Below are 22,671 nucleotides of genomic sequence, written 5' to 3'. Positions count from 1 at the left end.
GTAACTTTAGAACACTTCAAATACAGAGAAACAAAAAGTCTTCTAAATCTCTCAGAACCCATATCTCTTTCAGACTCAATAAGAGTCTGAAGCATTAGACGCCCCGTAGGGTTGAGCTCCTTCATTGTTTGAGCTCCCCTACGGGGAAACCGTTCCCGGGCAGGATTTCATCACGTTGAATTGAGACTGTGCGGTCTGGTCCTGCCCGGGAATCAAACCAAAGGAACGTAAGTGCCTAGAGCACGCCAAACGTGCTTCCGATCCGGATGCCCTCAAGTCGCCATCAAAGCCGGGGCTTGCAAGGAACACGCTCCGAAGCCCGTTGATCACCGTCAACCGTGGTCCAACCGTTCAAAGCGCAATCAGGCCCGCGGAGCGGGCTGGACACAGCGCCGACTGCATGTGCTTCACCGCGATAGGCGTCGCTGCTATCGATGCGGCAGCCCTCAAGCGACTGAGGTTGATCACATTGTCCCCGTGGCCCGAGGCGGCTCGGATGACTTGGTGAACCTCGCTGCTATCTGCCGTTCGTGCCACAGAACGAAGACGGCCGAGGAATCGAGACAGGGTCGCTACGGCGGCTGACTTATTTAACTCAAGGTGGTGACATGGCAGGCAGGGGCGTCCCGCCGAAAGACAGTCCAGTACGACGCAACAGGCATCCGGAGGCCCCACTGAGCGGCCACGGAGCCACCATAGTGCCCGAACTCCCGCAGGCCGATCGGTACTTGCCGGAGGTTCGAGAGTGGTGGGAGACCTGGCGCACCTCCGCACAGGCCGAAGCATTTCTACCAACGGACGTGCAGCGCCTGAAGGTCCTGGTGCTTCTGGTGCAGCGCATCTATGAGATGGAGGGTGCTGACCTCAAGGCGTATGCCGAACTCCGGCAGCAGGAGAGCCTGTTGGGCGGAACGGTGCTGGATCGGCAGCGCCTACGCATGAAGGTGAAGAAGGAAACCGAGTCGACCAGTGATGACGTCCTGGGCGACCTGCTTGGCTAATTGATCGGGAGGTGTCGTGCCACAGACCGGCAATCTCCCCTCACATGAGCCTGACCTCACTTTGGGTCATCACATTCTTGCCTGGGCTGAGCGCTTCATCGTTCAGCCGGATGGCGAGAACGCTGGTGCTCCATGGCGTTTCACCGATGAGCAACGTCACTTTATCAAGTGGCTCTATGCACTCAACGCCGATGGCACATGGATCTATACCGAGGCAACGCTGCGTCGCGCCAAGGGATTTGGCAAGACACCGTTGCTGGCCGCTATCGCGATCATTGAGTTCATTGGCCCATGCCGGTGGACCGGCGTCATCAAGACCGCCAAGGACGGCAGACGCATTGTCGTTGGGGCATCGGTGCGCCTGCCCTTGGTTCAACTTGCAGCAACCAGCCTTGACCAGACTGCCCAGACGATGGACATGATTCGCGCGATGCTGGCCGAGTCGCCAGCCGCGAATGAGTACGACATCGACATCAGCAAGACTTTGATCCAGTTCAAGGGCAATCGCCCTGGAAAGATCACTCCGGTCACGTCGAGTAGCCGCGGAAACGAAGGTGCGCGACCGACCATGATCGTGTGCGACGAGTCGCACCATTGGGTGGACTCCACTGGAGGCCCTGCTTTCTATGACACGTTGCAGCGCAATACCAACAAGTCACTTTCCCAAGGCGCTCGCTGCATTCAAACCACGAACGCGTATGACCCGAACGAGAATTCCGTAGCCCAGAGCACACACGAGAAGGTGCTCAACGGAAACCCATTCATCCTCTACGACTGCCGCGAGGCTCCGCCGAACATCGATCTCAAGGACCCTGACGCGGTCCGGGCTGGTCTCGTTGAGGCGTACGGAGACTCGTGGTGGGCGCCGATTGACCAGCTCGTCAACGTCATCGTGTACGGCGACAACGCTGCGCATGACTATCGATTTTACTTGAACAACATCGCCGAGTCGGCCGATGGTTGGATGAGTAAGGTCGAGTGGGATGCCTGCGCTTCGCATGAGGATCCAATTCAACCCGGCGACAAAATCGCTATCGGGTTTGATGGGAGCTTGTTCAACGACTCAACTGGGATTGTGGGTTGCCGGCTGCGAGATGGGCGGCTGTTCACTCTGGGGGTTTGGGAGAAGCCTGAGAAGGCCGGCCCTGACTGGGAGGTTGACGTTCTAGCTGTCGAAGCGGCCATGGGCAAGGCATTCGATACCTACGACGTGGCATGGGTCTACTGTGATCCCCCACACTGGCAAGAGGCGATTGGAAGATGGGCTCTTGCTTATGGCGATGACCGCGTATTCGAGTTCTGGACATCGAAGGCAACGCGCATGGTCAATGCCAACGAACGCTTCCGAACCGCAGTGGCCACAGGGGATCTTAGCCACTCCGACGAGACGACGTTGACTCGTCATGTGCTGAACGCGGTGAGGCGGGAGGTTCCTCAAGGGGTCCTGATCCGCAAGGACAGTCCAAGGTCGAAACGGAAGATTGATTTGGCCGTGGCGGCGATCCTGTCTTTTGAGGCACGCGCTGATGCCATTGCTGATGGACGACTGAAAGAGAAGAGGAGGCGTGTGGTTGGCTTTGGATAGGATAGGTAGCCCGTTCTCGTCTCCGTCTACGGCGATCGAGTGGATTGACTACCTGCACGGCAAGCTAGGCAAGCGTCTGCCTTCGATCCGCAAGTACGCGGACTACTACGAGGGCCGCCAGGCAACCATGCCGTTCTCGCAGAACCTCTACAGCACAGCCTTCGGTGACGCCTTTCGCGAGTGGTCGGACAACTTTTGCGCCCTCGTCATTGATGCCGTCCTGGAGCGCCTGTCAGTCGTGGGCTTCCGGCTCACGGACGACCCTGACGCGGATGCCGATGCGCACGACATATGGATGCGCAACAACATGCCGGTGCAGTCTTCCGCGGCTCACCTGGACGCCATGGTGCATGGCGAGGCGTACGCCATCGTGTGGGCCGGCGTCGACAACGAACCAGTCATCTCGTGCGAGTCAGCCGAACAGGTCGTCGTGCAGTACCGCCCCGGCAGCCGTACCGAGATCGAGGCAGCCGCGAAGTTCTACCGCGACGACTTCGGTCGCGAGTACGTATCGCTTTGGACTGCGGACTACACGTACACCTCGTTTAGTGACGGACGTCAGTGGTACGAGCCGGTTCAGGACCCCAACCCTCTGGGCGTTGTTCCGGTGGTGCCGATCTCCAACCGAGCCCGGCTGACAGGGGATCCAGTCTCCGACCTTCAGTCGATCGTGCCTCTGCAGGACGCGATCAACAAGACGGCTACTGACGCCCTGGTGGCGTCTGAGATGGCAGCCTTCCCCGCACGCTTCGTGACTGGGCTGGAGATCGTTGAAGACGGGGATGGGCGGCCGATCGAGCCGTTCCGGATTGCCATCGACAAGGTGTTGCAGGCTGAAGATCCACAGGCCCGGTTCGGCCAGTTCGCCGCCGCGGATCTTTCCAACTACCGCGTGCTTATTGACCTGTTGACGCAGCACCTCGCCAGCCTTGCGCGGGTGCCCTATCACTACATGCTCGACTCTGGAGGCCAGCCGGCTACTGGTGAGGGCGCCGAGGCTGCCGAATACGGGCTCATCGCCAAGTCCCGTGAGCGGATCCTGCATTTCGGCCGGGCCTGGGTCGAGGTCATGCGACTCGCGTTCCTTGTGAAGGGCGATTCGCGTGCCGACTGCCACACGGCCGAGGTCATCTGGGCGGACGTTGAGAACAGGTCTGAGGCTCAGCACATGGACGCCCTGATCAAGCTCAAGGCGTTGGGCGTGCCTGTTGAAGTGCTCTGGGAGCGAGCGGGGTTCACGCCTGCGCAGATCGCGCGGTTCCCCGCGCTCCTGGCTGAGCAGGAGAACCTGATCCATTGCTACCCGACGGCTGTTGCTGGGGCCTCTGCACCGACGGCACACGACATGGCAGAGCGGCCCCCACAGGGCAACGCCTCGAATGACTCGCGTAAGCGGGCAGGCGACGACGCCAGCCGTCGCTGAAGCACGGCTCACAACGGCCCCCGCAATGAGGGCTTTCTCGTACTCCGAAATGGATGGGACACCGATGACTGACACTGCCATGACCAACGACGGTCAGCCCTCCCCCGATGAACAGGGCCTCGATGCTGACGTCAACGAGCACCAGGACGTGAGCGTCGACGAGTTGCGCGCCGAGGTTGCCCGTTGGAAGGCCATGAGCCGCAAGAACGAGAAGTCGTTCAAGGAGGCCGCTCGGCAGCTCGACCAGGCGCGACAGGCCGCCATGAGCGACCAGGAGCGCGCCATTGACCAGGCCCGCCAGGAGGCGCGCACCGAGGCCCTGACGGAGGCCGGTCGACGCCTGGCGCTTGCGGAGCTTCGGGCCAAGGCCGCCCAGGAGGGCGCGACGCTTCCGGCCGATGAGTTTCTGAACGTGACCCGCTTCATCGGCGCCGACGGCGAGACGGACACCGAGGCCGTCAGCGCGTTCATCGGCACCCTGCCTGGCAAGGCAGCACCGGTGTACCGGCAGGACCTCGGACTAGGGCGGCAGCCGTCCGGCAAGGCAGGTCAGCTCACCCGCTCCGACCTGTCCCGCATGACGGCGAAGGACATCAACCAGGCTCGCGCTGATGGGCGGCTGGATGCGCTCATGCGTGGGGAGATCTAACCGACCAACCGAGAGGCATCTATGGTTTTTTACGCCGACAGCGGCGCACGCCTTACCGAGGGCGTCAAGGGGACGTTCACCCCGGAGATCTGGGAGGCGCAGCTTCTCCAGGACCTCGAAGAGCAGACGGTCTTCGCGTCCCCGCGGATCGTCAACACGCAGTACGAGGGCGAGTTCCACAAGGGCGGCGACACCGTACGCATCCCCCACTTCGTGGACACGGTCGAGGACAAGGGCCTGGTGAAGGCTTACGGGTCGATCGGCGATGCCGACCATGCGCAGCTTGAGTACATGCGCATGACCGTCCAGAAGGGCAGCTCTTTCCACCTGGAGATCGATTCCCTGGACCAGTTCTTCACACAGCCCGGCATCGACAAGTTCGCCAACCTCATCCGACAGCGAGCCCGTAAGACCGCTCACGCACTGGACAAACTCGTTGCGCGAACGATCAACCACGCCACGGCCGGCAAGGACTTCAACTCGGTGGAGGACGAGTCCAAGGCCGCACAGATGACGGACATTGAGACCGGCCCTATCGACGCCCTCGACTCCATCGACCTGGCGGACCCAAAGGCCGTGTACAACAGTGTGGTCGAGATGCTGGAGGAGCTGGACATCCGCAGTGTTCCGGAGGATCGATGGCTGATGGTCAGCCCGAAGGTCCGCAGTTCGCTGCTCAAGTCCGAGATGTTCATCGACGCCAGCAAGTTCGGTAGCGCCGTGATTCCGACCGGACAGATCGGCTCCATCCTCGGCGTGCCGGTCTACGTGACGAGTGCGCTGGGCAATCACGCTCGCCCGGATCGCCAGCGGCATCCGCTGATCAACCCTGCTCACGCCGAGGGCGCCGGCATCGACATGGTGATGGGCGCTACCAACGCCGTTTCCGTCGTGACGCCTTACGCGCAGATGGAGACGTACCAGCCGGAGAAGAAGTTCACTCACGCCGTAAAGAGCCGGCTCTTCTACGACGCGAAGGTTCTGAGGCCCGAGCAGATGCTCATTGTCCCGTCCAAGGCCGCTGATCCGGCTCCGCCGAAGACGACGAAGGTATCCAAGGCGACTGCGTGACATGGGAACCACTGGCGTCGGTCGCTGATGTAGTGGCGCGCCTGGGCCGGGCCGTCACCGACGATGAGGAACCGCGCATAGCGGCCTTCCTGGACGACGTATCGGCCCTAGTTGCCGACTACTGCGGTACCGACTTCCGTCGGCATGACGGCGCCCTGGTGCAGCTCGACGCGACGGCGGCCGGGGCCGAACTCGCCCTACCCCGCTTCATGTTGCCGCTCTCGGACATCGCCGAGGTGCGGTGGGCGTCCGGCGATCCAGTCGACGGGTGGACGCATGACGGCCTGGCCCTGTGGCGTCCATACGGTTGGAGTCCTCCACAGGGTGCCTCTCGACGCATTACCGTGCGCGCCACGTACGGCTATCCGGCCGTGCCCCCGAGCGTGGTCTCTGTGGTGTGTGCTGAGGTCATTCGGTGGCTGACGGTGCAGCCTGGCGTCATGTCTGAGCGCGTGGGCGAGCTGGAGGTGTCCTACGGCGCTACCGCTCCGTCCCAAGGGCTATCCCCTGCGGCTCGCGAGGGTCTGCGCCGCTACCGCCGTTCTGTCGTTTCTCGGGAGGTGAGGAGACCTGCTCCTGTCGTTTGATGAGCACTTGGAGATTTGGCGGGCTCCTATCGTGGAGGACGGTTACACGCGTCGTCGTGACTGGGACAACGCGGCCCGGGTTTGGTCAGGGCCAGCAAACGTCCAGCCGTACCGGGCGTTTGAGGATCGCGATCCGTCGAACGAGTCCGCATCCACGATGCTCCTTGCTTACCTGCCGGTCTCCGCTGAGCCGGACAGTGCTGATCGCGTCCGGTATCAAGGACGTTGGTACGACGTGCTGTCGGAGCCGCAGCGGTGGGACCGTGGGGCACTGCGTCATGTGGTGGTACGCCTGTGGGGAGTCGCGGCATGAGCGACCGGTTCAAGATCGAGTGGGATCAGCGGGCACTTCTACGCCTTGAGGGCAGTACCCAGGCCGCGGTTGAGGTGGAGAAGGCCACGTTGCGGATCGCCCGCCGATACCGGGCCATGCTGTCCCGCCACAATCGCCGTCGACCGAGGGGAAACCGTACGGCCGCCGCAATCAACGTGCGTACGGCAATGGTGTGGCTGAACGGCAAGCCCGTCGGCGCGGTCGTCCCAGATGCAGACGTGCCCTCTGGCGCCGCACATGCCATGCACCTGGAGTACGGCACCCACAAGACATCTGGCAGCCACTACCTACGCAACGCGGTGTTGCGAGAGAGGCGGCCGGATGCGCATTGACCCGGCCGCCGTACTGCACTCCTACATTGCGAGCCTGCCAGTGATGCGGGGTGTCATGGTGTCTGGGACGCGCGTTGACCGGAGCAAGGGCCAGCCAACGATCGTTCTGGAGCACGCAGGCGGGTACCGCGTCGTGCGGGACCGCGCCGACCGCGCCGAGCTGGTCACCCACGTCTATCACCAGTCCATGACGCTGGCGGCCGGTATGTCCTATGACCTGCGCTCCGCTCTCCTGGAAGACTTGCCCGGCCAGGTCGTGGCGGGCGCCCTGGTCCTCGACGTCGCAGAGGTGCATGCGCCCTTGTTCCTGCCGGACTCGATGACCGGTGAGTATCGGTACGTGCACAGCATCGCGGCCTACCTGACCGATGCGTGATCCGACTTATTCAACTTTTCGCGGCCTTCGAGCCGCTTTTTTCATGCCTTGAGGAGGCTGCCATTGGCCAGTAACGGCGCCGATGCTAAGCAGATTCGTTTCGCCCCGAACGGGGGCATCTTCGTGCACTTCGGCAGTCTGTCGAATGGCTCGCTGCCGCAGAGCGTTGACGAGGATCTGGAGTCTGCGGGGTTCATTCCGCTCGGTTATACGAGCGAAGATGGCACGGAAATTACACCAAAGGTGGAGACGGAAGAGCTGTCCGTCTGGCAGGCCAGTGTGCCCGTTCTGCGGTATGTGAAGAGTGCCGCGTTTCAGGTGAAGGCAACCCTCATGCAGGTGAATGCCGACACCTCGCGTCTCTTCTACGGAGCGGAGTGGAAGAAGGTCCCCGTGACCGACAAGGAGGGCAAGACCCGAGATCAGTACCGGCTCGACATCAAGTCGAATCCGGATCTGGCCGAAGCCTCGTTTGTCGTCGAGTGGTCCGACAATTCCGCCCGATACCGTGCCGTGATTGGACGGGCGATGGTCAGCGACCGCGGAAGTATTTCTCTGACTCGTACCAAGAATCAGTCTTACGAGCTCACGCTTGACGCGCTCGATTCGGATGGCACGCTGGGCTACCTCCTGACGGATGACCCGTCCATCGCGCAGACTCCGCGACTTTTTGTTCCCAATGTGGAAGCGGGTGGCAACACTCCGATTAGCGGGGGCGGCTTCGATGGCAACGCCGTTGTTTCGGGGAACATTGGCCCAGTTCCGGGCCATGACCCTCTGACCGATTCCGACTTCGTCACCACCGCCTAAGGAGCAGAATGCCGAAGATCAACGTTCTTGATGCCAATGCAAAGCCCGTAGAGGGCATCACCGTGTCCCTCGACAACGACCGCAGCACCGCTGATGGCCGCGTCTCGGGCACCGTCAGCGTCGCCGAGTCTGTAGCTGCCGGAACCTACACCATCACCGTGACGGAGACCGACAACCCTCGTGTGCACGCCAGTGCCACTCTCACCGTTACGGCGGCGCCCACCCCTGAGTTGACCGTCACGCCTACCTCCACGGCGCAGGGTGGCGAGGCGGTCAAGCTGACCGGCAAGGGCTTTCACGCCGACGCTGCCGTGAATGCCACCTCCGCCACTGACTGAGCTATTTAACCCATGCGCCTTCCGGGGCTGGCGTTAACCGCCCCGGCCCTCTCGTTTCTTTTCTTCCTTACACCATGGAGTATCTGTGACTGCTCAGCCCGCCAAGAAGAACCAGAGCTCGAAGGCCGCGAAGGCCGAGGCTATTGGTATGCCGAACACCATTGAGTACAAGGGTCACACTTTCTCCATCCCGTCACAGCGCAAGCTCCCCCTCGATGTGCTGGAGGCAATCGAGGATGACCGCGGCGAGCTGAGCATTATCCGCGCCATCGTCGGCCCGGATCAGTGGACCATCTTCAAGAGCACCAACCCTGACATTGACGCCTTCGAAGAGTTCGCGACCCTGGTTACCCAGGCTGCCGGGTTCGGTGATTCGGGAAACTGATACGCACCCTCACTGTCGTGAGGGATTATTCCGAAGAGCTAGAGGCCGACCTCTTGGAGTTCTTCGGAATCGACCTCCTGGATCTGTGGCGCGGTGAACTATCCCTACGGCGCCTACATGTGCTCATCTCTTCGCTTCTTGCCCGTCAAGGCTCTGGCGCTCTGGTTCGCGCTATTGACGAGTCAGCTATGTGGTCGCATGAATCACACCTACTGGCACGTATTTCGGATTCGCTTGAAGCAGCAAACTGGCTTTTCATTCGGGCGAACAGTGCCGAAGACACAGACATTGATCCGCCACAGCCCATGTGGCGTCCTGGCGCCGAACCAATTGAACCGGAGCCGACGAAACCTGAAATGGCAACACCCGCCGAGCTATCCAATTGGTTCGGCGCGATGAACGCTCTATAGATAGATAAGGGGGCCTTGATGGCGAGCGAGGATAAGGGCATACCTGTCGCTCGGGCTCAGGTCCCGGTCACTCCGCACCTGGATCAGGCAGCTTCGCGCCGGATGCAGGAGGAGACGGCCAAGGCCGTGGGCCGAGCTGCCGACGAGTCTGGCCGGGCCTTTGAGCGCGGATTCGTGCCCAAGGTCAACGCTGCCTTTGAAGGCATGGTCAATGCCTCTGCGGACGCGGGGAAGCGCTCCGAGGCGGCACTGAAGGCATCCGCTACCCGCGCCGCTCAGGCTCAGGCGAAGGCTCTGGAGTGGGTAAGCCAGCAAGAAGGCGAGACCACCTCTGCTCTCGTCCGGCTTGCCTTCAAGGCGGCCGACGAAAAGCACACCGCCATGAAGGGCCTGGCAGCCCGCCACAAGCGCGTGTTGTCCACCATGGGCCTTGAGGAAGAGTCGGCCGTCAAGTCGATGGTCCGGGCATCACAAATGGGCGAAGCGCGGCGGCAAGAAGCCTTCAAGGCGACTGGCGCGGCGTACAAGTCGGAACTTCGGCAACGCAATGCCGCTCTCCAGGCATCGCTCCGCGAGGGCTTGCGTGACTACAAGTCGGCCAAGACTCAGGAGATCGAGGCGGAGCGGTCGACGACGCTCGCCTACAGGGCTGAGCTGACCGATCGTCTGTCGGCCCTGCGTTCCGAGCTGGCTGCCGCAACACAGGCCCAGGAGGCGGCATCTGCCCGGCAGGCAACGCTGATGGCAGCCGCGAATCGCCGGTGGCGCAAGAGCTCACAGCAGATAGAACACCTGGGTACGCAATCCGGGGAGTTGGCTGGCCTTCTTTCCCGAAACGTCGTCACGCCCTTGGCGGTTGCGGGCGGAATGGCGACGAAGTTCGGAGTTCAGGCAACTGACTCCTTCGACAAGGCGGCCAACTCCCTGGGAGGTCTGGGCGTATCGATCCAGGCAACGATGCGACTGCTCAATAATCTTCAGCAGTTCGCTATCGACTCGTCGTTCTCGCTGGAGGACATGAATGAGTTCGCCCCACAGTATGTGCGGATCCTGACCTCACACGGCACCGCCCCTGACGCTGCTGCGCGTCAGTCTGAGGCGCTGGTCAAGGCGATTGCCAACAACGCGGCCCATGGCGGTATCACGGACCCGGAAAAGTTGTCCCGGGCAATGCAACAGATCGCGTACATTCTCGACACGGATAAGCTGACGCTCCGCAACCTGAAGCCGTTCGAGAACGCGACGAATATGAGCATGCAGCAGATCGCGACCATGCTCGGCTACAAGGACAAGAAGGGCCCCAACATTGTTCGCGATCCTGGACAGCACTGGACGCGGAAGTACGTAGCGCAGACCGACAAGACGCACTACTCGAAGAACGACAAGGGCCGGTGGGTCGTTGACGAGCACGGCGCGTACATCAGGAACAAGCGCGGCGGCTACGCCAAGGACGGCGGCCACTACGAGTGGGTGAAGGACAACAACGGCCGCTACGTTCAACAGGGCTTCAAGGATGGCAAGCCGAACTACGTCCTCGACAAGGGCACCAAGAGCAAGGCGCAGACGGCGTCCGCACAGCTAATGGCGGATATGACGGCCTCTGATGCTCCCTCCGGCAAGGCCTTCATTGACAAGCTGATCGAGTCAGGCGGGACGGTCTCGGGCGCCGCAAAGAGGGCCCAGAACGCAACCGTCAGAGGCCGCCTCCAGAGCATGAAGGAATCAGCACAGCGCGACTTGATGAGCCTGTTCGCCAAGCGCGACGAGAACGGCGAGTTCATGGTCCGCCGCGATCCTGATACCGGCATGCTGACTCACGTACAGACCGACCTGTATAAGAACGTGCTGAAGGTCCTGGGCGGGCTTCAGGAACTTTGGAAGATCTCTTTCCCCGGCATCAAGGTTGCTGCCAAGGCGTTCGTAGATGGCCTGAACAAGGTGATCTCGATCGCTACTGGTGCGGCGAAGTTCATCGCAGATCATCCCGCACTCCAAGGGTTCCTCAAGACCCTGATCTCTTTTTCCGTCAAGGCTCTTCCGCTCCTCATCGCGTTCGGCGTGGGGGCCAAGATCCTTGGCAAGTCGATGAAGTTGATCAGTGGTGTTGGCCAATCAGCGAAGGCTTTCGGGAAGCTCCTTGGCGGGGCAGGTAAGGGCGCTCTTGCCGTTGGTAGAGGCATCAAGCACGTTGAGTATGGTCGGCGTAGTCGGCGGGAGGGCAACACCTTCCTTGAGGGGTACCGCGGCTCCCGCGACCGGTCGCGAGAGGCCACGGAAAACGGGTGGGGGTGGACCAACCGCGTCCGCCAGGAGCGCGACTATGCCCGAGCCCGCTTCGGGCATAGCAAGGCAGAGGCCCTGCGCGGATATGGTCGGGCGGCCGTGCAGCGGGGTTCCGGCGGCCTGGTCGACTTTGATGATCGGGATCGTCGGGCGGCCGCACGCACGCGGTACCGCGAGGAGCGCAAGCGCCTTCGAGGCCGCATCAACAGCACTCCGCAGACTGCGGACAACGCCTACGACCTGGTCCAGATGGCGCGTGCGCAGCGTGCGAACAGGGCGCAGTGGAAGGAGGACCGTAAGAGCGGTAGACGCCGTGACTATGAGGCGTATCGCTCGGCCCGGGACTCCCGGCCCTATGTGCTGGATCGGCGCGATGAGGATGCGTACGCACAGCGACGCCGGGATCGTCGGGCGCAGGCTCGCCGTACAGCGGGCGATCATCTGCCGCCCGTGCCGATGTCGCGGCCTCAGCGCCTGGAGCTGGAAACGCAGTCGGCCGAGCAGGCCATCAAGCGTGTAGACGAGCGCCTGAAGACCCTGGCGGATGAGATCAAGCGCGTCAACGCTGTCCGCCTGGAGCACATCCGAGGCGAGTTCGACGGCAGTACCGGGTCTGTCTCGCACTCGGCGGTGAAGGCGCGCGAGGCTGTTGAGCACATTAAGAATCTCGGGGTCCAGGCTCTCAACAATGCCGATCTGTCTCAGGCGCAGGGCCGCCTGGCCGGAGCCGTGGGGGCCTCTGTTGAGGGCTCCGCGAAGAAGGCCGAGGATGCTGTTCGCAAGGTCCGGTCCCAAGGCATGGAGCCTTTGAACGCTGCCACTCTGGACCGCATTCAGGGGCAACTCTCCGGTGAGACTTCGTCGTTGAAGTCTGCTAGCGAGGCGGCGGTTCGGAAGGTTTCAGGCGTCCGGACTGCTCTTACTGATCTAAATAACCAGGCGACGACGGGCCACATACAGGCGCAGCTCAACGGCGCCGAGGGGTCCGTTAAGGCATCTGTTCAGGATGCGAAGGCGGCCGTTACTCGACTTGCTACGGCTATCCGCAATCTCAAGGACATCAGCTTTGAGACGATCAAGCGGAAGTTCGTGGGCGCGGGGGGCCTCAAGTCTGCTGTCACCGACACCAAGAATGCGGTAGGCGTCCCGTCAGGTAAGTCCGGTCTCAATCCGGCGCTGAATAAGATTAATGGTGTCAGCTTCCGGTCGATCGAATCCAAGCTCGGAGGTCTCAAGGAGAAGATCGACGAGGTTACGACCGCCGCCAAGGGCCTCGATGCCGAGGTCAAGAAGGTGAACTCTGATACCGGTGGGTCGAGTGGCGGTGGTGGCTCTAAGGGAGGTGGCAGCAAGGGGGGTGGTGGTAGCCATCGCTCCAAGCGGTCCGCGGCGCCTTTGATGGCTCGGGGGTACGTAAACACTGGCGTCCACGCATCGTTCGGCGGTGGCGCCATTGGCCTAGGTGGCGCGTCGACTTCCGGTGGCGCTATGTCGGCTCCGGCTGCCGCCCCTATGGCCATGTCGCTTATGGCGGCTCCGCATGCGGCGTTCAGCCCTGGCGGCCGGTCGGGTGGCGGTGCAAGTGGTCGTCTCGCTGGCCTTTTCGGTGACTTTGATGAGCTTCAGCGGATCATGGATCTGTCCGGACTCGTCGGCACGGCAAGGGCCTCCATAGGCATCGGCAAGGCAAGTGCCGGCCTCGGAAGGATGGGCCGCGGTGTCCGTAGTTGGGCTTCCTCCAAGGCGGAGTGGGCGGGCAGTCGATACCGTACGGTTCCCGATCGGCTTGCTGAGTGGTATTCCACGAAGCTGCCGAACCTTTTGGTGCGTCAGACTGAGGGGACTCCTCTAAGTCAGCTTGCCGGCCTCGCTATGGGCCTGGTCGCGCCGACTGTTTCCGACGCTTTCATGAGCGAGGTCTACCACGGCCACGGAAACATCGTCGGTCGTGCAGGGCGAATGGCCGGAAAGGTATTTACGCTCGACACTATCGGCGATGTCTTCGGCAATCTGCTGGAGATGATCAAGTCCCTGTGGACCGGTGTAAAGGAACTGCTCGCTCTCGCTAAGCGGTTCGTCACCGACCCCAAGGGGGTGCTTACCGATCTGAAGGACTGGGTGGTCGGCGCCTTTGAGAAGACAATGAACGGCTGGTCGGACACGTGGCATGACTACATGGCGATCCTGAACGACCCGTCGGAGTTCGCGGCCGAGGTCGCCCAGCAGATGATGAAGGGGCTTCGCGATGCGCTGCCCAACCTGGACGGACTGTGGGACTTCTCAAAGGGCTATGCGACGGGCGGTATCGTTCCGGGATACGCACCGGGCCGCGACAGCGTCCGAGCGATGCTCAGCCCTGGCGAAGGTGTTCTACGTCCTGAGGTAGTCCGCATGATCGGCGCCGACCGTGTTGACGCCCTCAACGAGGCAGGTAGAAGCGGCAACTTCAAGGCGTTGGCCGAGCACATTCAGGCGATGTGGCAGACGATCATTCAGCCGTCCTTCGTCGCCATGACGCAAGAGGTGAAGCTCGATCTTTCGCCGACGACGGAGAAGTATCGGGATACATCAGTATCCTCCTGGGCAGCGATCGGGCGAGCGGTACAGACTGCATGGCAGGCGACCGTTTCGCCATCGATGACGGCCTGGACCACCCGGATCCTCGGTGATCTCGCCCCAACCGAGCGGACGTTCCAAACGGCCCATGACGCGGTGTGGGCAAATGCTGCATCGGCCGTCGACCGTTCTAAGGCATCGTCCCTGTCATCGATGTCCGCGCTGCGGTCCGGCGTGACCGGGCTCCGTGACCACATGAGGTCTACGGGAGCGGCCATTGAGTCGTCGTGGCGGTCGTCTATGTCCTATGTGGACTCGACCACCAGGAGCACGATCAACGGGCCGTACAACCATGGCATCGTGGAGATGACTGGCGCCATGGCTGGTCTGGCCGGGGCCTCTGCGCCACTCAAGCCGCTGCATTTCGCCCTTGGTGGTGTTGTGCCGGGCTACGCACCAGGCAATGACACTGTGCCGGCTGTGCTGAGTCCTGGTGAGGGAATCCTGCGGCCCGAGGTCGTCAGGGCCCTGGGCGAAGACCAGATTCACGCCTGGAATCGCGCGGCCCGCCTCGGCGGCAACGCCTTCGCCGCCGGCGGGATCGTCAAGCCGCTCGGCTGGAAGAGCCAAAGCGGTGCCCAGTGGGTCAGTGCCCACAAGGACGACCCGTACAGCGGCTATGCCGAGGCCCTGGAGCACGGTTGGTCGCAGAACATCGCGGCCATGACGAAGGCCGTCACCGAGGCGTTCGCCTCGATGGGCGGCGTCAGCGCGGGCATGGTTGATCACTTCAAGGGCTCTGTTCTGGAGTGGGGCAGGTACCTCGATGACCATGTCGGCGGCGCCTCAGCAGCCGTGAAGCAGGCTCAGCAGGAAATCGGTTACACCGAGACCGGCCCCGACATGGTGAAGTACAACCAGTTCAATGGTGAGCAGTGGTGCGCGGACTTCATCAGTTGGGTGATCGACAAGGCAGGCGCCACCGCTTCGTACTGGAACAGTCCGAAGGGAACGCCGGCAAACCGTTGGCCGTCAGTATCGACGTGGAACGCCGAGGCCGCAGGCTCCCGCATCAGCGCCTCCCAGGCTCGCCCTGGCGACATCGTGACCTACCGAAACGGCGGTCACATCGGCATGGTCGAGTCCCTGGCCAACGGGGTGTTGCACACCATTGAGGGCAACGTCGGCCCGACCGTCCAACGTTTGACCCGGTCCTTGGGCGACCCTGATCACGTCTTCCGTGCCCGCGGGAGCGGAATCGCCGGAGCATCCTTCAGCGGTTGGCCTGGCGCGTACGCGACCGGCGTCGACATTCCAACTGCCGGCGGACTGGATGGCGGAACTCCAGCCCAGAACAAGGCCGTTGCCAGGCAACTACTCCAGCAGATGGGATGGGGCGACCAGTTCAACGCCCTCGATGCCATGTGGACTCGTGAGTCCGGGTGGAACCAGTTCGCCAAGAACCCGTCCAGCGGGGCCTACGGCATTCCGCAGAGCCTTCCAGCGTCCAAGATGGCGTCGGCAGGGCGTGACTGGCTGACCAACCCAGTCACCCAGGAGCGATGGGGCCTCGGCTACATCAGGGACCGCTACGGCGACCCCGCGCGCGCATGGGAGTTCTGGAAGCGAAACCACTGGTACGCCAAGGGCACCAGGAGCGCATCGCCGGGCCTGGCCCTGGTTGGTGAGCAGGGGCCGGAGCTGATCGAGATGCGTGGCGGCGAGCGCGTACACACCGCGCGTGACACTGCCTCCCTTATGGGCGGCCGCAACGTCACGATCAACATCACAGCAGCTCCGGACGTGCCGACTGAGGAAACCGTGCTGCGCGCCCTGGAGCGAGCACACCTCATGTACGGGCTGTAGGCCCAACGCCGGTTCGCCATCTGCCAGTTCTTCCTCACTCGCTCATGCCATCCTTGATGGTCCTTGCTGGTGAGGGAGAAGGCGGATGGCGTCCGACGCGCACAACAAGATCACCCATTCGTCAGTGCACGGCGTTGTAGTTCAGGGGAGAGACATTGGCCAGATCAACGTTGTCAGTACGGACGTAACAACTTCCACCGAGACGGAAATCTGGAAGCACCGCTATAAGGCGTGCGTGGACTTGTTTCACGACTGGCAGGTGCTCCACGAGTCACTACAACGATATTTCCACGAGTGGGGAAATGGCCATCCACCCAAAGAGGTTGAATTTCTGCCAGGCCAGCTAGAAGCCCTACGAGGCCACTCGGCAACCTTGCAGGTACTGGGACTGCATCGATTTGACTTCACTCTCATGTTTGGTTGGGCAGAGGGAATCCTTGAGTTGATCGATGCCGCATCCCAGGCCCGGGAGTTCTGTGGCATCGATAAGGAATACTTCGAGCAGGCATCGGAAAATTTCAGGACCATCGAGGGCGTTATGCACACGATGGAGATGCACATTCGGCGAGCCCTTGGAACTTAAAGGAGGCGCCATTGGGCGACTATCGAATAATCGTACGTAACCGTCAACTCACCCCAATTGGCATGGTCGATGACTACATCGAGTTCAGCGCAGTCCTAAAGCACTGCGACACCGGCCAGTGGACGTTGAAGATGAACGCCGGCCTTCCGCATGCCAAGCTCTTTCAGCCCGGACACGGCATCATCGTGTACCGCGAAGGCGTAGACCGGCCCATAATGTCGGGCCAGCTTCAGGGAATCCAAAAGTATTGGACCGTCGACACAGACAGTGGCGATGGGGCGTTCTTCTTCACCGGCTCAGACGATAACGCCATCGTCCAGTCCCACATTGCCTATCCTGACACCTTCGCACCGCTCGACAAGCAAGCCCGCACCGCAGACGCACAGAGCAATCTCAAGGCGTCCCACGCTCTACAAGCGGTGATCAACCGCAATTGTGGTACTCAATCCCTAGACGATCGTCGACCGTACGGTTACGTCACACCCACCTATGACGGTGACTGGAAGTATGACGAGTACGGCCCTATAACCCCGTACTCGCTTCGTTTCGATAATCTGCGAGACGGCGTAAAGGCCATTGCAGAGGCTGGCGGACTTGGGTGGCGGAACCTCTACGATCCCGATAGCCGCACCATTCGACTTGAGACCTATCAAGTGCGAGATCGTAGCGATTCTGTCCGCTTCTCCCCCGACCTGGGGAACCTCAAAGAGGTCGTCTACAGCATGACCGCCCCGAAAGCCACTCGTGCCATCGTGGCAGCGCAGGGCGAGGGTCGCGAGCGCTACATCAAGGCGTACGTGGACAAGGATGCCGAAGCCTACTGGGGCATCAAGGCCGAGACCTTCGTTGATGCCCGCGACGTTCCCCTGAAGAAGGGGGCAAGCGGTGAGCCCATCCTTGCCGGGGAGACAGACGCTGGCACCACCGTTCAGAGTGCCATGGCTGTGCTTGATCAGCGAGGCCGCGAAGCCCTCGACCAAGGCCAGGCGACCGGAAACCTCCAGCTCTATCCGATCGACACCCCACATTGCACGTTCGGCCGCGACTGGTGGTTGGGCGACACCGTGACATGCGTGGTGGATGGCACCGTCCATCGGGACATCGTCCGTCAGGTCACCATCTCGGATACGGCAGATGGCTCGACCATCACGCCCAACATCGGCAATCAAGGCACCGACAACCCGACCAATGTCTTTGGGGAGATCAAGGCCCTTTGGCGCAGAGTGAATCAGCTCAGTACAAGGATGTGATGCGATGCCGATTCCGGCGAGATACGACTACACACCGGACGGCAGCGGAGTCACCGCCCCTTCATACGCGCCTGTCTCATGGCCTCTGACGTTCATGACGTGGACCGGCGGCAACGGCGACACCATCCCCCTGACTGGAGACGTGACTTGCCGTTCGGCGCCCGCCGGCATCGCAGTAACCCCCTCCCCTGCGGGGCTGGGCATGCCGACCTACGACCTGAAGAACGATCAGTTGCCGAACATGGACGGTGGCCTCTTTCGGTCGGTGCGTGCCACCACCCGAGACATCACGATTCCCGTGCTGATACGGGGTGTTGATCGGGTAAGCACGCTGCAACTGCACAACCGATTGGTGCGGTCACTCGACCCGCACCGCGGCTCTGGCTGGATCACCGTGGCCGAGGGCGACGGTATCGCACGGCATCTTGAGTGCCGCTATGTCTCAGGGGCCGAGGGTGCTGAGTCCCAGGACGGCGGCGGCTTCACACGCATCAAGTACGCGCTCGTCTTCCGCGCTATGGATCCCTATTGGTACTCGAACGCCGAGCGTCAACATGACTGGCACATAGCAAAGGGAGCAGCAAGGCCGTTCCTGTCCAACAAGGACTATCCAGCATTCTTCCCCATGCGTGTCTCCTCGTCGTCCTTCTCCCCCGATGGCCTGATGCAAGTTGATAACGACTCGTCTGTCGGCTCCTGGCCTATCTGGACGTGCTCCGGCCACGCGGAAGGGCTCACGCTGGAAAACGTCACGACGGGCAAAACGTTCCGGATGCTAGACGACTTTATTATTCAATCCGGCCAGACAGTCAGGATCGACACCAGGCCAGGGATTAAATCAGTAACGGCGGCGGACGGCGCGAATCTCTGGCCGCAGATGAAAGCAGATTCGACTCTCTGGAGGTTGGAGTCTGGCCGCAACCTTGTACGGGTTACAGCGGGAGGCACCAATGCCACCACCCTTGTCCGGCTTCACTACGTACCGCGCTACCTCTCATATGTCGGTGGCTGATAGGAGATTCGTTTGACGGAAGCATCATGGCCGCATGACCAAGGTGACGGGCAGCGTGTAGACGCACAGCGATGGCAGACGCTCACCTCGCCGAGTGCCCCGTCAGGCGTCATCGGGCGATGGGGGGATTCGGCGCTGTCGGTGTCCGTCTCCACCTCGCAGGCCGCAGCAATTGACGTGGCCCCCGGCACAGCCATCGTGCGCGGCTTCGCCTACCAGGCTGACCAGCCGGTGACACTGCCTTTGAGCGTGCAGACCTCGCAGTCCCCCCGTGTCGATCTCGTGGTCCTGGAGCTCGACATGGCGGCGGGTGCCGTGCGGGCACGCATGCTCAAGGGCCAGCCGGCCGCCGCTCCGGTCCCACCAGGCGTGCGCCAAGTTCAAGGCGGTGTGTGGCAATACCCGCTCGCTGAAGTGGTGGTGAAGCGAGGCGTCACGGCAGTGGAGAGCATCCGTGATGTGCGCACGTTGCACGATGCCGGACGCCCGCCAGCCGTGCAGGACACCAATGTTCCCGTCACTGCCACCCCGGGAGACCTTCGCTACTACAAGAGCGGGGCGACGGGAGCCGAGGAGCTGCACATGTACGCAGCCAATGGCGGCTGGTCCATCGTGTCCGCGATCGGCAAGGCGCGCACCTACACGCCGCGGCTCAGTTGGAACAACGGCTCGTACAGCGCCAAGGGGCGCTATCAGTGGGTCGCATCGAACGTCATCCAGTTCACAGCGAACATCACGAACACCTCCGGCCGTACGTGGTCCGGGACTCAGATGAACGTGTCCCTTCCCACGAAGTCCCGAGGCGGCATATGGCAGTTGGCTACCGCCACCCTCCTGAACAACACAACCGGCGACCCTTACGAGGGCGTGCCGAACTACGTCATCGGCAACGCCTACATGTCTGGCGGATCGACATGCCAGCCCGTCTTCCAGACGTACTCGAAGAACGCCGTCAACGGCGGCGACTGGTGGGAGAGATTCCCTAAGAGCGCCACTCTCATCGTCTCCGGCACCTATGAGGCCGACTACTTCCACGAGGGGAACTGATGTCCCGATACATCTTCGGCGGTACGACTGACACCGCCGCCGAGACTGCTTCGGGTGCTCGTCTCCCAGGTGCCACAGGAACGGTGTGGAGTTCGGGGGCCGCTGATGCTGAGCAGCTCCTCGACCTGGTGGACATGAACGGCAATCCCGTGTCGATGCTCACCGCAGACCAGAACGGCATGATCCCGGCGTTCTACGGGCCCGACGGCTACGCCTATGTCTGGGTCGACTTCGGTGCAGGTCGATACATGATGTTGCCGACAGATACGGTGCGCAGGTTGGAAGAGCACGTACAGGGCAGCGATCCGCATGGAGATCGTAACTACGCGAATTCCCTCTTCGATCAAGCTGTGCCGAAGGCCGGCGGGACCGTTGTTTCCGAGGCGGGTTCCAACTGGCTAACTCTCGAAGTGCCTGGCGACGCCGGTGACAGTAGAGGCTCAGTTCTTCGGCTCTCTGATGGGACAACCGCCTACACGCGCATCGTCAACCACGGCGCCGTCTACATCGATACCGTGGGCACCCATACACCGCTAGCCATTGGGGCTCCCCTTCCCCCGGGTGGAAACTACATCACTTGCCACAACGGGCGGGCATCCGCCTATTCGGAAGGCTCCTCGTTCACCGTCAAGGGCGATGGCAGCGTCATCTCCTCCGGGACGGTCACCGCCAAGAACATTGGTGGTGCGCGAGTCTATTCGGGCCCAACTCCTCCCGAGAATCCGCAGGTTGGAGATGTGTGGGTGATGTATGGCGAATGAGGTGCGCGTGTGGGACGGGCAGGAGTGGCGTTCAGGCCGCCTCGGTATCTTCGAGCACCAGGACCAAGCCGCGCCCGGCGTGCCGGCCATCTTCGACGGCTCGCAGTGGCGCCAAGCCCGCCCCAGGCCAGCCGAGTTTCCCCCGCATGTCGGCGGTGTCGCAGCATCGTTCACCGCCACGGACACGGCCACGCTCGCCCTCCCGGCCGGCGTGCTCCTGGGCGATGTCGTCGTGTCCGTGTGTGCCTCGTACGGGGATGCCGAGCCAACGCCGGAGGTGGCCCGCCGGCCCAGGGCGACGCCGTTGGGAGGGAGTGTTGAGACGGAGTTCGATCCGCTGCGGATGGGATACGCGATGACGCTTGACCCAACCAAGCTGCATTTAAAGGTCTCGATGTTCGAGTGGACACCCGACAAGGGCGAGTCGGTGACGTGGCGTGTGTCCGGCGCCAAGGACACCAACGCGGTCGTCATGAATCTCGTCTACCGGCAGGCGGAGACGGCACGACTGCCCGCAGATCCCCTCGTTGACTACTCAACGGCTATGGGAGTGGATCGGCATCAGCTCCAGCCCGGCACTGATCACCAATCGCTCTACATCGCAGTCGCCCTTTCGCGCGAGCTGACTGGTGCCCGATGGCCGGCTGGTTTCACCAACCCTATTGACGTGTTTGGAGCCTTCGGCGACATGCAGGTTCACATGCTGGCCGCCCATACCGTGGGCGCCCCCTCTTCCCCTGGCCTGCTTCAGCTCGATGCCACCGTGCCCGAGCTGGGCGTAGCGCTGATCACCGTTCCCGGCCGCGTGAATTCCGATGGCCATGGCGTGTGGATCCTGGGTGACTCCGTCGCCTCCACCCTCGGCACCACGACCTACCTGGAGTGATATGACTGTGCCCCTGTTGCCTACCTGGACAGAGCGCGAGGTGGTTACGGCCACCAAGCTCAACGAAGTCCGTGCGTCATATGCGTATCTGGCGGACATGCCGCGCCTGGCATGTCGAGGCTACGCATCGGGGCAGACGCTCAACCCCGGCGGCGCAAGGACGTACCTTCGCTACACCGCGAGCAGCGTCAATGACTTCTCCGCAGATTCTGATGGTCGGTGGTTCACTGCGTCCGACAGCGGTATCTACCTGATCAATGCCCAACTCACGGTGCGACCGGGGCAAGTTCAGGTAACCGGGGACGGCGTCATGTTGTTCATCCAGAAACGCGCACCGTCCGGCGCGCAATCCAACATCGTCACTGTCCGCACGATCGTCCAACAGTCGCAGACTTCTCAGGCAGTCACTGCATGCAGCATCGTGCACCTCGTGGCCGGAGACGCCATCGGCGTCGCTGCCTATCTGGACTCTGGGGCCAAGGCACCGTACGCCGTGCAGGATGGAGGCGCCTTCGGGGCCCTCTCCGTCGTCATGGTCGCCCCTGCGTTGTCGTTCAGTGCGTCCGCCGCGCAGTTGATTGACGCAGAGCCCTGGACGGATGGAGAGCACATTGACGCGGAGGTGATGACACGGCGGATAACTCAGCCCCTCCAAACGCTGTACAGCCCCTCGCGGTTCGCCTGCCGTGCCATGGCCCCGTACAGTGCCGCCTCGGGAGAACGGCGGATCGTGCCCTGGAGGGCCGGCGCCTTTGAGGAGTCCGGCGGCTGGACCACCAACGGCACCGCGGTTACTGCTCCAGCGTCTGGCCTCTACTTGGTGAGCCTGTGTGCTGCGACCATGCGCACCGGACCACAAGGTCCCTTTGGTTCCTACCAGTTGAACCTGATGCGCAATGAGGCGCTGGTCTCCTTGCATCAGGGCCAGAACACGCGCTCTGACTACCAGGCGTCTATCGCGGCAACAGGCGTTATCTATCTAACTGCCGGTGATCGGCTATCAGTTGAGTTTCTTGGCACTGGAACGGGTCTGACGTGGAAGGCCCCTAGCGACGATGCGTCGACACGTTGGGGGACGCTTGCTGCCGTCATGCTGGGCGCGTCGGCTAGCGGACTAGGAGAATAA

At 62.1% G+C, this 22,671-nt stretch carries 20 protein-coding genes; all 20 read left to right on the top strand.

Annotation, left to right across the window (positions count from 1 at the left end):
- The first annotated feature begins 231 nt into the window (after nucleotides 1–231).
- The 20 genes from ACIQU6_RS34145 (at nucleotide 232) to ACIQU6_RS34050 (ending at nucleotide 22,671) form a co-directional block, all read left to right on the top strand.
- Nucleotides 232–585: an HNH endonuclease gene (locus tag ACIQU6_RS34145; protein WP_403485622.1), complete on the top strand. Its 354-nt coding sequence runs from the start codon at nucleotides 232–234 to the stop codon at nucleotides 583–585.
- Between the two features lie 113 nt (nucleotides 586–698).
- Nucleotides 699–1,001: a hypothetical protein gene (locus tag ACIQU6_RS34140; RefSeq protein ID WP_403485621.1), complete on the top strand. Its 303-nt coding sequence runs from the start codon at nucleotides 699–701 to the stop codon at nucleotides 999–1,001.
- A 16-nt stretch (nucleotides 1,002–1,017) separates the two neighbouring features.
- Nucleotides 1,018–2,586, top strand: coding sequence for a terminase TerL endonuclease subunit (locus ACIQU6_RS34135; RefSeq protein WP_403485620.1), 1,569 nt, complete (start codon nucleotides 1,018–1,020; stop codon nucleotides 2,584–2,586).
- Nucleotides 2,573–4,009, top strand: coding sequence for a phage portal protein (locus ACIQU6_RS34130; RefSeq protein ID WP_403485619.1), 1,437 nt, complete (start codon nucleotides 2,573–2,575; stop codon nucleotides 4,007–4,009). Before ACIQU6_RS34135 ends, ACIQU6_RS34130 begins: the two co-directional genes overlap by 14 nt.
- Before the next feature lie 79 nt (nucleotides 4,010–4,088).
- Nucleotides 4,089–4,658 carry a hypothetical protein gene (locus ACIQU6_RS34125; protein ID WP_403485618.1) on the top strand — a complete coding sequence of 190 codons (570 nt, stop codon included), beginning with the start codon at nucleotides 4,089–4,091 and terminating at the stop codon, nucleotides 4,656–4,658.
- Between the two features lie 21 nt (nucleotides 4,659–4,679).
- Nucleotides 4,680–5,729 carry a hypothetical protein gene (locus tag ACIQU6_RS34120; RefSeq protein WP_403485617.1) on the top strand — a complete coding sequence of 350 codons (1,050 nt, stop codon included), beginning with the start codon at nucleotides 4,680–4,682 and terminating at the stop codon, nucleotides 5,727–5,729.
- An 896-nt stretch (nucleotides 5,730–6,625) separates the two neighbouring features.
- Nucleotides 6,626–6,982: a hypothetical protein gene (locus ACIQU6_RS34115; RefSeq protein ID WP_403485616.1), complete on the top strand. Its 357-nt coding sequence runs from the start codon at nucleotides 6,626–6,628 to the stop codon at nucleotides 6,980–6,982.
- The gene (locus tag ACIQU6_RS34110; RefSeq protein ID WP_403485615.1) at nucleotides 6,972–7,358 is read left to right on the top strand and encodes a hypothetical protein; all 387 of its coding nucleotides are present in this window, start codon (nucleotides 6,972–6,974) and stop codon (nucleotides 7,356–7,358) included. The genes ACIQU6_RS34115 and ACIQU6_RS34110 overlap by 11 nt, the downstream gene beginning before the upstream one ends.
- A gap of 63 nt (nucleotides 7,359–7,421) precedes the next feature.
- The gene (locus ACIQU6_RS34105; RefSeq protein WP_403485614.1) at nucleotides 7,422–8,168 is read left to right on the top strand and encodes a hypothetical protein; all 747 of its coding nucleotides are present in this window, start codon (nucleotides 7,422–7,424) and stop codon (nucleotides 8,166–8,168) included.
- 8 nt (nucleotides 8,169–8,176) lie between these two features.
- Nucleotides 8,177–8,506 carry a hypothetical protein gene (locus ACIQU6_RS34100; protein ID WP_403485613.1) on the top strand — a complete coding sequence of 110 codons (330 nt, stop codon included), beginning with the start codon at nucleotides 8,177–8,179 and terminating at the stop codon, nucleotides 8,504–8,506.
- 85 nt (nucleotides 8,507–8,591) lie between these two features.
- Entirely contained in the window at nucleotides 8,592–8,891 is a 300-nt protein-coding gene (locus tag ACIQU6_RS34095; protein ID WP_403485612.1) for a hypothetical protein, read from the top strand.
- A gap of 17 nt (nucleotides 8,892–8,908) precedes the next feature.
- The gene (locus ACIQU6_RS34090) at nucleotides 8,909–9,301 is read left to right on the top strand and encodes a hypothetical protein (RefSeq protein ID WP_403485611.1); all 393 of its coding nucleotides are present in this window, start codon (nucleotides 8,909–8,911) and stop codon (nucleotides 9,299–9,301) included.
- Nucleotides 9,302–9,319: 18 nt separating this feature from the next.
- On the top strand, nucleotides 9,320–16,006 hold the full coding sequence (locus tag ACIQU6_RS34085) for a CHAP domain-containing protein (RefSeq protein ID WP_403485610.1): 6,687 nt from the start codon (nucleotides 9,320–9,322) through the stop codon (nucleotides 16,004–16,006).
- Nucleotides 16,007–16,091: 85 nt separating this feature from the next.
- The gene (locus ACIQU6_RS34080) at nucleotides 16,092–16,589 is read left to right on the top strand and encodes a hypothetical protein (RefSeq protein WP_403485609.1); all 498 of its coding nucleotides are present in this window, start codon (nucleotides 16,092–16,094) and stop codon (nucleotides 16,587–16,589) included.
- Nucleotides 16,590–16,600: 11 nt separating this feature from the next.
- Nucleotides 16,601–17,839 carry a siphovirus ReqiPepy6 Gp37-like family protein gene (locus tag ACIQU6_RS34075; protein WP_403485608.1) on the top strand — a complete coding sequence of 413 codons (1,239 nt, stop codon included), beginning with the start codon at nucleotides 16,601–16,603 and terminating at the stop codon, nucleotides 17,837–17,839.
- Nucleotides 17,840–17,843: 4 nt separating this feature from the next.
- Nucleotides 17,844–18,851 carry a phage distal tail protein gene (locus ACIQU6_RS34070; RefSeq protein WP_403485607.1) on the top strand — a complete coding sequence of 336 codons (1,008 nt, stop codon included), beginning with the start codon at nucleotides 17,844–17,846 and terminating at the stop codon, nucleotides 18,849–18,851.
- A 141-nt stretch (nucleotides 18,852–18,992) separates the two neighbouring features.
- Nucleotides 18,993–19,898, top strand: coding sequence for a hypothetical protein (locus tag ACIQU6_RS34065; protein ID WP_403485606.1), 906 nt, complete (start codon nucleotides 18,993–18,995; stop codon nucleotides 19,896–19,898).
- Complete coding sequence (locus ACIQU6_RS34060; protein WP_403485605.1) at nucleotides 19,898–20,659, top strand: hypothetical protein; 762 nt, start codon at nucleotides 19,898–19,900, stop codon at nucleotides 20,657–20,659. The genes ACIQU6_RS34065 and ACIQU6_RS34060 overlap by 1 nt, the downstream gene beginning before the upstream one ends.
- Nucleotides 20,649–21,545: a hypothetical protein gene (locus tag ACIQU6_RS34055; RefSeq protein WP_403485604.1), complete on the top strand. Its 897-nt coding sequence runs from the start codon at nucleotides 20,649–20,651 to the stop codon at nucleotides 21,543–21,545. The genes ACIQU6_RS34060 and ACIQU6_RS34055 overlap by 11 nt, the downstream gene beginning before the upstream one ends.
- Before the next feature lies 1 nt (nucleotide 21,546).
- Nucleotides 21,547–22,671: a hypothetical protein gene (locus ACIQU6_RS34050; RefSeq protein WP_403485603.1), complete on the top strand. Its 1,125-nt coding sequence runs from the start codon at nucleotides 21,547–21,549 to the stop codon at nucleotides 22,669–22,671.

Origin of the sequence: Streptomyces sp. NPDC090442 (assembly GCF_044769405.1) — a bacterium.
In the GTDB taxonomy this organism is placed as follows: Bacteria; Actinomycetota; Actinomycetes; order Streptomycetales; family Streptomycetaceae; genus Streptomyces.
Note: the sequence above shows the minus strand (reverse complement) of the source record. Positions and strands in the feature narration are given on the sequence as shown.